Source organism: Bacteroidota bacterium, assembly GCA_013360915.1.
Taxonomy (GTDB): domain Bacteria; phylum Bacteroidota; class JABWAT01; order JABWAT01; family JABWAT01; genus JABWAT01.
Genome location: JABWAT010000002.1, coordinates 380191 through 393992, shown reverse-complemented (window position 1 = coordinate 393992; position 13802 = coordinate 380191). Strand labels below are relative to the sequence as shown.

Sequence of the window (13802 nt, the reverse complement as noted above, 5' to 3'; positions counted from 1 at the left end):
TCGTTATCTTAGCGAAACAAGACGACACATGAAACATTCAGGATTCACATCGGTTACGGCCTGTCTGATGTTGGTGATTCTCACCTTCACCAACACCAGTGCGTTCATCGCCATTCACCTCTGCGGGGGATCGGTAACAGACATTGCCGTAAACCAACACACGCAGGGCTGTGGAATGGACCGGGAAGCTGAATCCTGCGGGGCCGGATTGATAGCCGATCCGGGTTGCTGCCAGGAATCGACCATTGTTCTGACCAGCACCACCGATGCTGCACCTGTGTCTTCGTTCCATCCGGTTCTGATCGTTCCCGATGGTCTCTCACTGTCAGTTGTTCCGGCCACCGGGTTTGGACCATCTGTTCAAACGCTGGTTTCACATCCCCCCGGACATGCCCCCCCCATTTACCTGCTGAATGTTCAACTGATCACCTATTCCTGAATCCGCAGCCAACCGCTCTGTCGTTTGGTCTGTTTTTATCTTAACCATTTCAGGAATTCATCATGAAAACGCTTTTTATCTTTCTCGCTTCCTTTTTACTGGCCTGCACATCAACCGGTAATCAGACTTCCAACGGTGTGAACACCGAAACCTTTTTTGTGGCTGGTGAGTGCTCGATGTGTAAAACCCGCATCGAAAAAACAACACTGAAACAACCCGGAGTAGAAACAGCATCGTGGAATAAGGAGACCAAACAACTGACTGTTGTTTTCGATCCGGCCAAAATCAGCGTGATTGCCATCCAAAAGGCAATTGCTGCTGTCGGTCACGATACCCCGACTGAACAAGCACCCGATTCAGTATACTCAAAATTGCCACATTGCTGCCATTACCCCCGTCAGCAGACAACCAAGGGTCAGTGACGTAAGACTTACTTGTGTGCAAGGATACAGCCAGGGTCCATTGGGCCTTGGCATGGCCTTACCGTACAACGAATAATCATTGAAATTCTTCGGGTGGTAAAGGAATACACCGTCAAAAACGAAATGGTTCTGTTTGTTTAATGGTGTCTTCCACAGAACGCAATCAGTTGACATTAAAAAGCGGATGTAAAACGCAAGTCAGTATCTGGTTTTTCCTCCCTGACGGTTATCAATTCATGATTTTTCAGGAAAAGGAATCGGGTAGCCGATAACTTGAAGATCATGGCCAGAAGGAATTGCGGACCAGCAAATACCGAAGTTGACGAAAGGAAAATATACTGATCGTCAGTGCATTTTGTGGTCATGACAAATAGTATTCTTAAAAGGTTCATCGCTAATCCAATCATCAAACATGTTTAACCGACTTGTCAAGTATTTTCTTGAAAACCGACTGATTACGATCATTTTTCTCATTGCCTTTGTGGTGTCAGGTATCGTTTATACACCATTTAATTGGCACACTGGATTTCTACCCCGGGATCCGGTTCCTGTTGATGCAATTCCAGATATTGGTGACAACCAGCAAATTGTTGCCACAGAGTGGATGGGACGGTCTCCCAAGGATATTCAGGATCAGGTAACGTACCCGTTGACCACTGCATTGTTGGGTATCCCTGGTGTAAAAACCGTTCGAAGTACATCCATGTTTGGCATGTCGTTTATCTATGTCATTTTCAAGGATGACGTTGAATTTTACTGGAGCCGTTCACGCATTCTTGAAAAATTGAATTCCTTACCTTCCGGTACCTTACCGACCGGCGTGACCCCCACACTTGGTCCGGACGCTACTGCACTCGGACAAATATTCTGGTACACCCTCGAAGGCCGGGATCCCGCCACCGGCAAACCCAATGGTGGTTGGAATCCCCAGGAACTGCGTTCCATACAGGATTTCTACGTGAAATATGGACTTTCCACTGCTGAAGGTGTTTCCGAAATAGCATCAGTTGGTGGTTTCATCAAGGAATATCAGGTTGATCTTAACCCGGAAGCACTGAAAGCCTTCGCCGTGTCAGTCATGGATGTTATGAATGCTGTTCGTAAGAGCAATCTTGATATTGGAGCAGAAACCATTGAACTGAACCATGTGGAATATATAATCCGTGGATTGGGTTATGTTAAAACCCTCGAAGACCTCGAGAATTCGGTTGTGGCAGTCAGAAACAACGTTCCTGTTCGAATCAAGGATGTGGCCCATACCTCCTTTGGCCCTGCAACCCGGCGGGGTGGATTGGATAAAGGGGGTTCTGAGGCCGTAGGTGCAGTGGTCGTGGCACGATACGGTTCAAATCCAATGGAAGTCATCAATAATGTTAAAGACAAAATCAGGGAAATTGATGCCGGTTTACCTCAAAAAACCCTGAACGATGGCTCCATTTCGAAGGTGACGATTGTGCCTTTTTACGATCGGACCGGATTGATTAAAGAAACGATTGGGACACTTGAATCTGCGCTGTCACACGAAATTCTGATCAGCATCATTGTGATCATTGTATTAGTACTTAACCTGAGAGCCTCCCTTATTGTTGCTGGACTGCTACCCATTGGTGTATTGATGACTTTCATATTGATGCACTTTTTTGGCGTTGATGCCAATGTGGTTGCACTGTCAGGTATTGCCATTGCAATCGGCGTCATGGTGGATATTGGCATCGTTGATGTCGAGAATATTCTCAGGCATCTCGAAATGCCAGAAAACCACGGTGTTCGCGGTAAAAAATTGCTTTCCGTGATCTATAAAGCAACAACAGAAGTGCGGGATGCGGTAGTCACGTCGATTGCCACCACCATTGTCAGCTTTTTACCAGTTTTTGCAATGGAAGCCGCTGAGGGTAAATTATTTCACCCGTTGGCTTTTACGAAAACGTTCGCTTTGATCTCTGCCTTTATTCTTGGCATTGTGGTCTTACCGACCCTGGTACATATTCTTTTCAATATCCGATTCGACACCCAAAAAATACGCAGATACTGGAATGCCAGTTTAATTATAGCAGGCATTGTATTTATCATCGGATGGCAAACCTGGCCTGCATTGGCCTTAATTGCGATTGGAATCAATAATTTACTCGACCATCGGTGGCCTGAGCTCCGGAAAGAGTTCCCGAATTATATCAATATCGCGATCACAGTTCTGGTCGCAACTTATTTTTTATCGGTGGAGTGGTTGCCTCTTGGTGCACACAACAGCGTTTGGGTAAATTTCTTGTTTGTATCCGGAATTGTATCGGTAATTCTGTTGGCACTCATGTCAATGGTTCATTTTTATGAACCCATTTTGCATTGGGGCTTACACAATAAATGGAAATTTCTCTTACTGCCAATCTTTACCCTGTTTTTTGGTTTACTGGTATGGATTGGATTCGACGAAGTTTTTGGATTTGTTGCCAATGGATTTGAAAAGATCGGGTGGAGTAGTTTTCGACAAAACTCTGTCTGGCAAGTCCCGGCAAAAACATTTCCTGGAATCGGCAAAGAATTTATGCCCTCCCTTAACGAAGGTTCCTTTCTGTTGATGCCGACCAGTATGCCCCATTCAAGTATCGAAAAGAACTTACAGTACATCGAAACTCTGGACAAACGTCTGTCTTCAATTCCAGAAGTTGAAGTTGCTGTTGGAAAATGGGGTCGGGTCAATTCAGCCCTTGATCCTGCGCCTGTGCAAATGTTCGAAAATACGATCAACTACCGTTCCGAATACATTCTGAATGAAAACGGACACAGGGAACGGTTTAAAGTCGATGAAAACGGCAGTTTCATCCTGTCAGACGGAACCAATTATAATCCGGAGAAGGAACCTTTCAGGGCAATCCCGGCCGATAGTCTGATTCCCGATACCGGAGGTGAATTTTTTCGCCAGTGGCGGTCTCATATTAAAAAACCGAATGATATCTGGAATGAAATCGTAAAAGTCACAAACATACCGGGGTTAACTTCTGCACCAAAATTGCAACCGATCGAAACCCGGTTGGTAATGCTGTCCACCGGAATGCGTGCGCCAATGGGCTTAAAAGTATATGGTCCGGATTTGTCAACCATCGAACATGCCGGCTTGCAATTCGAACAAGCATTAAAGGAAGTCCCTTCAGTAAAGGCACCTGCCGTATTTTATGACCGTGCCGTTGGTGCTCCCTACATCGAAATCAAACTGAACCGAGAGGCAATGGCTCGCTATGGAATGAGTATAAGCGATGTGCAGGAAATTTTACAGGTAGCTGTGGGCGGTATGGCCCTAAGCAGTTCAGTGGAGGGACGAGAGCGATTCCCAATTCGGGTAAGATATGCCCGTGAACTCCGCGACACGCCAGATGATATAAAACGGATACTCATTCCTGCAATGAATGGGGTTCAGATTCCCTTGGGTGAAATTGCCGATATTGATTACACACGGGGTGCACAAATGATCCGGAGCGAGAATACATTCCTTGTTGGCTATGTAATTTTCGATAAAATTGAGGGCGTTGCTGAAGTCGATGTCGTCGAAGAAGCAGCCGGAATCCTGAAAAATAAGATTGATTCCGGTGAAATAAATCTGTCGCCTGGTGTTAGCTACAAATTTGCTGGAAATTATGAACAACAACTGCGTGCAACCAAAAGACTGGCTATTGTTATTCCAATCAGCCTTTTCGTGATATTCTTATTGCTTTTCTTTCAATTTAAAACTGTTACCGCGTCGTTCATACATTTTTCGGGTGTATTTGTTGCTTTCGCCGGTGGATTTATCATGCTATGGCTGTATAGTCAGGATTGGTTTTTAAACTTTTCGGTTGCAGGAATAAACATGCGCGATTTATTTCAAATGCACCCGATCAATCTGAGCGTTGCCGTTTGGGTTGGGTTCATTGCCCTCTTTGGAATTGCCACCAATGATGGGGTTATTATGGGCACCTATATCCATCAGGTTTTCGAAGAAAAAAAACCGTCCACCATTCAGGAAGTACGGGAGGCTGTTATTACTGCAGGTCGGAAACGGGTGCGCCCCGCCATGATGACAACCGCAGTGGCTGTCATTGCATTACTTCCAGTACTTACATCAACCGGTAAGGGCGCTGATATCATGGTCCCAATGGCAATTCCAACCTTTGGCGGCATGGTAATACAGGTCATGACTGTCTTTGTAGTGCCTTTATTTCAGGCCATGTGGAGGGAATGGGTGGTCAGCCATGAAAAATCCAATCGTAGTACACTTTTAAGAAAACATGAAAACAATGAGATCGATAATTAATAAAACCTTGCTTTTAACTTTCCTTTTATTTGGAATTTATTTCAGGGCAATTGCACAGCAACCTTCCGATTCGCTTTGGCATTACCAGGAAATTGCCGCAAAAAATAATCCTGCCATTTTGCAGAAATACAGTGAGTACAAGGCCGCTTTACAAAAAGTTGCTCAAGCGGGCAGTTTACCGGATCCTGAGTTAAGCGTTGGCGTTTTCATCAGCCCAATGGAAGTATTAAGTGGTGAACAGGTTGCTGATATTCGGCTCATGCAAATGTTCCCCTGGTTTGGTGTCCTTGAAAACGCAAAGGACGAAATGAGTCTGATGGCAAAGGCAAAATATGAATCGTTTCGTGAGGCCAGATCTCAGGTGTTTTATAATGTACAGCGGACATGGTATGAGTTGTATAAAAATCAGCAGGAAATTCTCATTTCTGAAAAGGCAATCGGATTATTACGATCAATTGAACGGCTAACTCTGGTGAAGTTTAAAGCCGTTTCTACAAGTGGAAGCAACGCGTCATCAATCGGATCCACTATGTCCAACAGCCCTGACCAGAATACTACTCAGGACTTGATGGTTTCAGGCAGCATGGGGGGTAATTCTACCAGTAACCTGGCCGTCGGCAATAGTCAGACCTCAATGGCAAATTCTCAATTTTCAATGGGTTCAAACAGCAATGGATCGGGACTGGCTGATTTGTACCGGATCCAGATTGAAATATCTGAGCTCGAATACAATATTTCACAGCTTAAGAACCAGCAAACCACAATTGGTGCGAGGTTCAACGCCTACCTGAACAGACCATTAACTTCCTTTGTTACCCTACCCGACAGCATCAAACCGAAATCGCCTCGCCTTTCACTGATGCAGATTCCGGACAGTATTCTTGTCAATAACCCGATGCTGAACATGTTACAACATGAAAAAAACGCGCTGGAGGCCCGAAAAAAAATGGTCTCCCGAATGAGTTACCCGATGGTGGGTCTGGGATTGAATTATTCGGTAATTAATAAAAGTAATTTTTCCACAACTGAAATGAACGGTCAAGACATGATTATGCCGATGATTTCAGTTTCAATTCCCCTTTACCGGGATAAATACAACGCAATGGAAGCAGAAGTCGACCTGATGAAATCAGCCACAGAATACGGATACCAATCAGCATCAAAATCGCTTCAGGCTGAGTACTACGACGCATTACAATTATATCAGAACGCAGAACAACGGATGATACTTTATAGCAACCAAAGCCAATTGGTACAGAAGACGTTAGACATTCTGACTAAAAACTATTCCACCTCGGGAACCGGTCTGACTGATTTATTGCGTGTTCGTCAGCAATTGCTCGATTACGAGCTTAAAAAAATTCAAGCCCTGACCGAATTCAATTCGTCAATCGCCTTGCTGGAACGATTGATGGCCGTTAATAACATTCAATAAACATAAACTTATACCGAAATGAAAAAATTACTTTCAAACAACTATGTGATTTACGGTTTGTTTACATTCCTCGGATTATTCTTCGGTTGGTTAATCTTTCATTCAACACACCCGTCAGAACTCAAACCTGATCAAGCCATCGAATCAGCAAGCGAAACCATTTGGACCTGTTCAATGCACCCACAGATACGGCTGAGTGAACCAGGCAAATGCCCGATTTGTGGTATGGACTTAATTCCGTTGGCAAAAACCAACTCACCTGTAGATGCCAACGCCATTCATCTGACCAAAGATGCAGTGGCTCTTGCCAATGTTCACACGTCGGTTGTTACCCGCCAAAAACCAATGAAAGAGGTACGTTTGTACGGAAAAGTACAGGCCGATGAACGGTTGTTACAAAGTCAGGTTGCTCATTTTCCCGGACGAATTGAAAAATTAATGGTCAATTTTACTGGCGAAAGTGTACAAAGGGGACAAATCCTTGCAGAGATCTTTTCCCCGGATTTGATTACTGCACAACAGGAATTATTAGAATCAGCAAAAAACAAACGGACTCAGGCCGATTTATATGAAGCTGCCAGGGAAAAACTTCGGTTTTGGAAACTGACCGATAATCAAATTGATAAGATTGAAAATTCCGGATCTGTTCAAAGCAACTTTGAAGTGGTTTCGAATACCACCGGAATTGTAACGGCGAAACGGGTAAACACCGGCGACTATGTTTCACAGGGAATGATTCTGTATGTTGTTACCGATCTTTCAGCAGTCTGGGTAATGTTTGATGCTTATGAAAGTGACTTACCTTATCTGAACCAGGGAGACAACATTTCCTTCTCACTACAAGCGTTGCCCGGTACAGTTTTTACAGGCAAAATCACCTTTATCGATCCGGTTATCGATCCGGTAACGCGTGTTTCAAAGGTCAGAGTAGAAATTAGCAACAGTCAAGGCAAACTTAAGCCGGAAATGTTCGCATCTGGTGTCGTCAAATCAACCCTTAAAGATTTTCAGAACAAATTCGTTGTTCCCCGTTCGGCGGTCCTATGGACTGGTGAACGATCAATTGTTTATGTCAGGCAATCCGATTCAGACGAATCCATTTTTAAAATTCGTGAAATCGTACTTGGTCCCGTGTTGGGAAACAGCTATGTCGTATTAACCGGTTTGTCCGAAGGCGAAGAAATTGTTACTCAAGGGACTTTCAGTGTAGATGCGGCCGCTCAATTAGAAGGTAAGCCCAGTATGATGAACCCGGATGGCGAAAAATTAAATAATGGCCATATTCATGCGACCACTACGCCGGTTGCAGAATCTGTGCACAGCAGGCAATACTCTGAAGAAAAGGAAATTGCATCCACCAAGACAGTCACCCCCGCCACTGGAATGATTCAGCATGCTACATTTACTGTGGAAGGTAATTGTGAACTTTGCCAGGAACGCATCGAAATGGCTGCGAATGCTGTAAATGGGGTTATTTCATCTTCATGGAATTCTGACTCCAGAAAAATTCACATCGAGTATGAACCGAAAAGAACCAGCATCGATGTTGTGCAAAAAGCCATTGCCAAAGCCGGGCATGATACCGACAAATTTAAGTCCAGTACCGACGTATACAATAACTTACCTGAATGTTGTAAGTACAGGAACGAAAAATGAAGTTCATTACCCGATGAACAATCAAATTACGAACCGAGGGACTAACCCGGATACGCAATGTTCAGTTAATTCGATCTGTCGTTCAGTTTTCAACCGAATCGGATCACTGGTTTTTCAAAGCGGCTCAAACTGAATTACCTTGCAGAAATCAGGTAAAAAACCTCAAACAAACAGCAGGTGTGCTATGCATCAGATCGTTCTCATTCCCGGCGATGGTATCGGACCCGAAATCACCCGGTCCGTTCAGATCATTCTGGAAAAATCAGGTGTACCCATTCAGTGGATTCCTGCGCTGGCAGGAATGGCAGCGGTCGATGCGGTGGGCGACCCCCTGCCTGAAGACACCCTGGATAAAATCAAGTTGTATAAGGTCGCATTGAAAGGTCCCTTAACCACTCCGGTGGGTGGCGGGTACCGGTCGGTGAATGTAACTCTCAGGAAAATGTTTGACCTGTACTGCAACATCCGGCCAGCATTTTCGATCCCGTCGGTGGAAACCCCATTCCGGTCTGTCAATCTGGTCATGTTCCGGGAAAATACGCAGGGATTGTACATCGGGCAGGAACAATGGCTCGACGCCAATCAGACCATTGCGGAAAGCAAGGCGGTTGTTTCCCGGGAGGCCAGTGAAAAGATCATCCGGGCAGCGTTTGAATATGCGGTTGCAAACGGTCGTAAAAAAGTCACACTGGTACATAAAGCCAATATCCTGAAACTGACCACCGGCCTTTTCCTCAAAATCGGACAGGAACTGGCCAGCGCCTACCCGACCATCCAGTTTGAAGACATGATTGTGGATAACTGCGCCATGCAGATGGTGGTGCGGCCCGAACGCTTTGATGTGGTGGTGACGACCAATCTGTTTGGTGATATTCTTTCCGATCTGGCTTCGGGTCTGGTCGGCGGACTGGGAGTTACCGGCTCTGCCAACATCGGATCAACGGGGGCCATATTCGAAGCTGTCCACGGATCGGCCCCCGATATAGCCGGTCAGGGTAAAGCCAATCCGACGGCCTTTCTCTTTTCGGCCTGCATGATGCTGGACTATCTCGGAGAAAAAACAGCCGCCGACCGGATCCGGAAAGCGGTGATTGATACCCTGGCAGATAAGACGGTTTGCACGCGCGATGTGGGAGGTAAAGGTAACACCGAGTCATTCACAGGTGGAATTCTGTCACGTCTTGGTTAGGGTATTGAGCCCTAAAGATCATTCACGGCTATTTAATATCCCTGACGAGCCTTACGGAATATCCATTTCGTTTATCGTCTGGATCGCGAGTCACTTGTGATGAATTGCCCCGAATATCACGGGACCAGGCATTTCCTTCATTATATGCGGTTGAACTCCAGAAGTATCCTATTGTACCAGAATTATGAAAAGTCCCAAGATCCCCTGTCCTATAGCCTGAAGGTAAGACATTAAACCCAAATTCATTGGTACCATTATTATCCTTACCCCAACCATCTGTTGATTTCAGCTTGGTAGCAGCAGTTATATTCCCCCCTATCGAATCAACAAGTGTCTTCCAGTCCTGATCGGTTGCAACCCGCCATCCCGCAGGTGCTAACAATCCTGACCCGACGGCATACCAATCATATAGGTATCCATTTGAAGAAACGAACGTTTCATTGTAGTCATAGGCACAAAAAGCACCGGTGGTATCGGATGGCCAAGGGTCACTTTGACTTAGTTTTTTAATTTTCACCCCATTAGAAAAGGTAGTCGTCCGTAGATTCTCTGTAGTCCATTCCTGCTTTCCGATTATAACCGTTGAATAGGTATATCCGTTAAAGTTTAAACCCTTTTTTGGGGTCGGAATTGAGTCCTCCGACTCAGAACTTCCCTCTCCACAACCTGAAAAAACGCAAACTAAAGAAAAAAGAACCACACTGGATTTAATTGGAACCAACATATTTTTTCCACGATTTCAGAATTATAAAGACTAAATATACTTTATCAGAGAATTCTGATCAATTTTCCCCAAACCGCCTGATGTCTACTTCCTTATCCAGCGGTTTTCCGTCAAAAAGGTGATCAAGCGCCCGATCGGCCCAGTATGGCGCCAGAGAAACGCCCTTGGTCCCCAATCCATTAAAAATACACGCAGAGGAAAATTCGCTGTGCATGCCAATAAACGGTCGGCGGTCCTTCACCGTTGGCCGGATTCCCACCTGATGGTGTACGATTTCGTAAGGCAACCGGCAGATCTCCTCAAATCCGGTGACCAGGTCTTTTCTGGCTTCTTCGGTCGGAACGGGATCGGTATCATCCCAGGAATACGTTGAACCAACTTTGATAAGGTCATTACCCACCGGTAAAATAAATTTTCCGCGGCTGACCACACCGTTCAGTTCCAGGTTGGGGACCTTCAACGTGAGCACCTCTCCCTTGGTGAGAACAAATGGCAGGTGAGCAAACAACCGGTTCTGATCGGCCCGGGCTCCTTCGGCAAAAATCACCTTCCGCCAGGATTGACCATTCCAGACCGCATGATCATCATGCCAGATCACCTCATCGGGGGTGACCAGATGGTCAAGAATCCGACCATGCGATTTCAGCCACATGGCTGCTTCCTGTACAAACCGTGGCAGATCGACCCATCCGCCGCCCGGGATAAACAATCCGCCTTCCGGATGGTGGATGGTCTCTGGCAAATACCCCTTTTCAAACACCTGAGGTGTAAACCGGCCCATCGGTTCCTGATCCACTTTATTCAAAAATTCCAGACGTTGCTGGCGGGATGTAAAGACCCGGTAAATAGGCCTTGGATGGTAGAGGCCATCACCCAAAACCGATTCAGCCCATGGATAAAACTGATAAATTTCCTCGAAAAGGGTATCCGCCATCCACGTTTTTACAAACCGCCTTCCGGTAACCGGATTAAACAATCCTGCGGCTATGCGCGTCCAGGAAGGTCTTGCCGGATCTGAGGAGACCATAAATTCCAGGCCGCGCTGCCAGGCTTTCAGGGCCAGCACACTTCCGGCCAATCCCTGTCCCACTATCAGCAAGTCTTTCATATTACCAATGTCCTGTTCTGATCCGGATGATCGGAGCGGTAAGCAGAGTGATGACCAGGGCATATCCTGCCGAGATCAGGATTCCAAATCCGGTAATCTGAATCATTATCGGAATCACCGGACGGACAGATGGCAAGGAAAAAGACCAGACCTTTCCGGCCCAGTTAATCAGGACCAGAAGAACGATGATCAGAATCAATCCGGCCCAGATTCCTTTCAGATCCTGAAGACTGGGGGCCATGTGAACCACGATTCCCAGAAGGACCCATGCCAATAACCACTGCCACCAGGTCCAGACGACAAGGCCGGAAACCAGAGAAAGGGTTTTTTCGACCGGTACCATCCACCATTTATCTGTGGTGGCAGAGGCGGGCAACAGGTAAAACAGGATTCCGATAATCGTAAATCCAACCAGCAGCGGAGCAAAACCGATAACGAGTCTTCCGATCCAGTGAAACGGATTCATCGGTTGATGCTGATAGGTGACATAGCCCAGCACATGAGAGTCAGGGTCGAAAGTCAGCCATTTGATTTCCTTGATTCTGCAGCGAAAAAGCACACAGGCGGCTGCATGGGCAAATTCATGAACCGGGGTTCCGGTTAAAGCAGTCAGCCAGATCGCCTTTTCACCAAAAGCTGTCATCAGCCGTCCCGAGATCCAAACTTCCATCAGGTAGATAAAAAGTCCGGCCAGTGCAGGAATCACCAGAAAAATGGTCAGCTGATGGGCAGCCAGATTCACAGCCTCAAGAAAATCAGTCATCAGCGCGAAGAAGTCCTCTTTTTCCCGGCCGGTCCTTTCACCAACTGATAGGAGTGCAGAATCTGGTCCTTCAGAAAATCATCATTCAACCGTCCGGTTAAAGAAACCGTATTCCAGTGTTTCTTATTCATGTGATACCCAGGAATCACCTCTTCCGGCCAGGTTTCCCTCAGTTCAATGGCTCGCTCAGGGTCACATTTTACATTCATTGTGGTGGTTTCGGTCAGACTGGTCAGAAGAAAAATCTTACCCCCAATGCGGAAGGCAAGGGTGTCCTCATCAAAAGGCAGGTCTTCGGTAACCCCGGGAAGTCCCAGACAGTACATCCTCAGCGAATCGAGTGTCATGAGGTCTCTCCAGGCACATCTTTGGCAGCATCCAGGAGGGTTCGGTCCAGTTGCTTCGACGCACGTGCACCCAGTTTTTTCATTTTCTCGAACCGTCCGAGAATATTCCCCGACCCTTCAGACAGTTTATTCATGGCCTGATCAAAGGATTTTTTTGTCGAGCCCAACCGGTCCCCGATCTGTGTGAAATCTTCCATGAATCCGTGAAACTTGTCATACAGCTTTCCAGCCTCATCGGCAATTTCCTGCACATTCCGGCGCTGATTTTCCTGTTTCCAGATGCTGGCAACGGTCCGGAGAGTGGCCAGCAGGGTTGAAGTGGTTACGAGCACAATGTTTTTCTCGAGCGCCTGCAGATACAGTCCCGACTCGGACTGAACCGCAAGTGAAAAGGCAGGTTCCACCGGGATAAACATCATCACATAATCTGGCGTATTTAATCCATCGAGCTGATCGTATTTTTTATCACTTAATAACCTTATGTGAGACCGGATAGCGGCCAGATGATCCCGCAGAAATCGTTCACGATCCGCATCCGTTTCGGCCTGATACCAATTGGTGTAGGCGACCAGAGATACCTTTGAATCAATGATCAGATGTTTGTTATCCGGGAGCAGAATTACCACATCGGGCTGTTGACGGTTTCCATCCTCATTAACGGCAGATACCTGTGTCTGAAAGTGAATTCCCTTCTCCAGCCCGGCCTTTTCAAGCAGGGTTTCGAGTTGAAATTCTCCCCAGTTACCCTGCATTTTTTTATCACCCTTCAAGGCCAGAGTGAGGTTTTCGGCATCGGTGCTGATTTTTTTGTTCAGTTCACCCAAATCTTTAATCTGCTGCTGAAGCACCCGGATACTGCTTTCACTCTGAACCGAGTTGTCACTGACTTTCTTTTCGAACTGTTCGATTTTTTCCTTCAGGGGAGTCAGGACCGCCGACATCCGCTCTTGACTGGTTTCCGAAAAGGCCTGGGAAGTCCGCTGAAGCACCCGGTGACTGATCAGTTCAAACTGCTCCTGCAATTGCTGCTGCATACCCTGAACCTGGGTCTGCCAGTTGGCCTTTTCGGCCATGAGCGCTTCTTTTTCTGCGCGCAGGGACCCTGCAGCGGCCGTCAGATCGAGAATGGTCTGCCGGGCAGATTCGGCCTCGGTTTTCCAGCGGTTGGCTTGCTGTTCTGCAGCAAGGGTCTGTTGCTCCGACCGGACTGCCTGCTCCCTGCTTTCCTGCCACAATCCGGTTAACCGTTGCTGTTCCCTTTTCTGAATGAACCAGATCAACAACGCACCAGCTACCACTCCGGCAAAAAAACCGGCCAAAAGACCAATCAGATCCATACCACTCCTTTGGGATTCATGCCGGTAAATTTCAGTCTTCGGTCCATTAAAAACCAGTCCGTATTGCATATCCTCGGGAAGTTTCCTTAAATTTAACGGA

Annotated in this window: 11 protein-coding genes; 6 read left to right on the top strand and 5 right to left on the bottom strand. The window is 46.5% G+C overall.

The window, feature by feature from the left end; all coding sequences use genetic code 11:
* Positions 1-28: 28 nt before the first annotated feature.
* From HUU10_05420 to HUU10_05395, 6 genes are all read left to right on the top strand, one after another.
* A complete protein-coding gene (locus HUU10_05420; GenBank protein ID NUQ81033.1) occupies positions 29-439 on the top strand; it encodes a hypothetical protein in 411 nt (136 codons plus the stop codon).
* 62 nt (positions 440-501) lie between these two features.
* Positions 502-861, top strand: a complete 360-nt coding sequence (locus HUU10_05415; GenBank protein NUQ81032.1) for a cation transporter — start codon at positions 502-504, stop codon at positions 859-861.
* 412 nt (positions 862-1273) lie between these two features.
* Positions 1274-5143 (top strand): efflux RND transporter permease subunit, encoded by a 3870-nt coding sequence (locus tag HUU10_05410; GenBank protein NUQ81031.1) that lies wholly within the window; start codon positions 1274-1276, stop codon positions 5141-5143.
* The gene (locus tag HUU10_05405; GenBank protein ID NUQ81030.1) at positions 5127-6578 is read left to right on the top strand and encodes a TolC family protein; all 1452 of its coding nucleotides are present in this window, start codon (positions 5127-5129) and stop codon (positions 6576-6578) included. The genes HUU10_05410 and HUU10_05405 overlap by 17 nt, the downstream gene beginning before the upstream one ends.
* 18 nt (positions 6579-6596) lie before the next feature.
* Positions 6597-8234: an efflux RND transporter periplasmic adaptor subunit gene (locus HUU10_05400; GenBank protein NUQ81029.1), complete on the top strand. Its 1638-nt coding sequence runs from the start codon at positions 6597-6599 to the stop codon at positions 8232-8234.
* A gap of 184 nt (positions 8235-8418) precedes the next feature.
* On the top strand, positions 8419-9423 hold the full coding sequence (locus tag HUU10_05395) for an isocitrate/isopropylmalate dehydrogenase family protein (GenBank protein NUQ81028.1): 1005 nt from the start codon (positions 8419-8421) through the stop codon (positions 9421-9423).
* A gap of 28 nt (positions 9424-9451) precedes the next feature.
* Here the strand turns inward: HUU10_05395 and HUU10_05390 are convergent, their stop codons facing one another.
* The 5 genes from HUU10_05390 to HUU10_05370 are packed head-to-tail and all read right to left on the bottom strand — an operon-like array spanning position 9452 to position 13702.
* On the bottom strand, positions 9452-10147 hold the full coding sequence (locus tag HUU10_05390; protein ID NUQ81027.1) for a fibrobacter succinogenes major paralogous domain-containing protein: 696 nt from the start codon (positions 10145-10147) through the stop codon (positions 9452-9454).
* Between the two features lie 58 nt (positions 10148-10205).
* Positions 10206-11255 (bottom strand): FAD-binding oxidoreductase, encoded by a 1050-nt coding sequence (locus HUU10_05385; protein NUQ81026.1) that lies wholly within the window; start codon positions 11253-11255, stop codon positions 10206-10208.
* Position 11256: 1 nt separating this feature from the next.
* Complete coding sequence (locus tag HUU10_05380; protein ID NUQ81025.1) at positions 11257-12018, bottom strand: hypothetical protein; 762 nt, start codon at positions 12016-12018, stop codon at positions 11257-11259.
* Positions 12018-12365 (bottom strand): MmcQ/YjbR family DNA-binding protein, encoded by a 348-nt coding sequence (locus HUU10_05375; GenBank protein ID NUQ81024.1) that lies wholly within the window; start codon positions 12363-12365, stop codon positions 12018-12020. Before HUU10_05375 ends, HUU10_05380 begins: the two co-directional genes overlap by 1 nt.
* A complete protein-coding gene (locus HUU10_05370) occupies positions 12362-13702 on the bottom strand; it encodes a DNA recombination protein RmuC (protein NUQ81023.1) in 1341 nt (446 codons plus the stop codon). The genes HUU10_05375 and HUU10_05370 overlap by 4 nt, the downstream gene beginning before the upstream one ends.
* Positions 13703-13802 lie beyond the last annotated feature (100 nt).

What these genes read in the sequence shown, in the direction of transcription:
- HUU10_05420 (NUQ81033.1), top strand. Translation starts at nt 29, where the DNA reads ATGAAACATTCAGGATTCACATCGGTTACGGCCTGTCTGATGTTGGTG.
- HUU10_05415 (NUQ81032.1), top strand. Translation starts at nt 502, where the DNA reads ATGAAAACGCTTTTTATCTTTCTCGCTTCCTTTTTACTGGCCTGCACA.
- HUU10_05410 (NUQ81031.1), top strand. Translation starts at nt 1,274, where the DNA reads ATGTTTAACCGACTTGTCAAGTATTTTCTTGAAAACCGACTGATTACG.
- HUU10_05405 (NUQ81030.1), top strand. Translation starts at nt 5,127, where the DNA reads ATGAGATCGATAATTAATAAAACCTTGCTTTTAACTTTCCTTTTATTT.
- HUU10_05400 (NUQ81029.1), top strand. Translation starts at nt 6,597, where the DNA reads ATGAAAAAATTACTTTCAAACAACTATGTGATTTACGGTTTGTTTACA.
- HUU10_05395 (NUQ81028.1), top strand. Translation starts at nt 8,419, where the DNA reads ATGCATCAGATCGTTCTCATTCCCGGCGATGGTATCGGACCCGAAATC.
- HUU10_05390 (NUQ81027.1), bottom strand. Translation starts at nt 10,147, where the DNA reads ATGTTGGTTCCAATTAAATCCAGTGTGGTTCTTTTTTCTTTAGTTTGC.
- HUU10_05385 (NUQ81026.1), bottom strand. Translation starts at nt 11,255, where the DNA reads ATGAAAGACTTGCTGATAGTGGGACAGGGATTGGCCGGAAGTGTGCTG.
- HUU10_05380 (NUQ81025.1), bottom strand. Translation starts at nt 12,018, where the DNA reads ATGACTGATTTTCTTGAGGCTGTGAATCTGGCTGCCCATCAGCTGACC.
- HUU10_05375 (NUQ81024.1), bottom strand. Translation starts at nt 12,365, where the DNA reads ATGACACTCGATTCGCTGAGGATGTACTGTCTGGGACTTCCCGGGGTT.
- HUU10_05370 (NUQ81023.1), bottom strand. Translation starts at nt 13,702, where the DNA reads ATGGATCTGATTGGTCTTTTGGCCGGTTTTTTTGCCGGAGTGGTAGCT.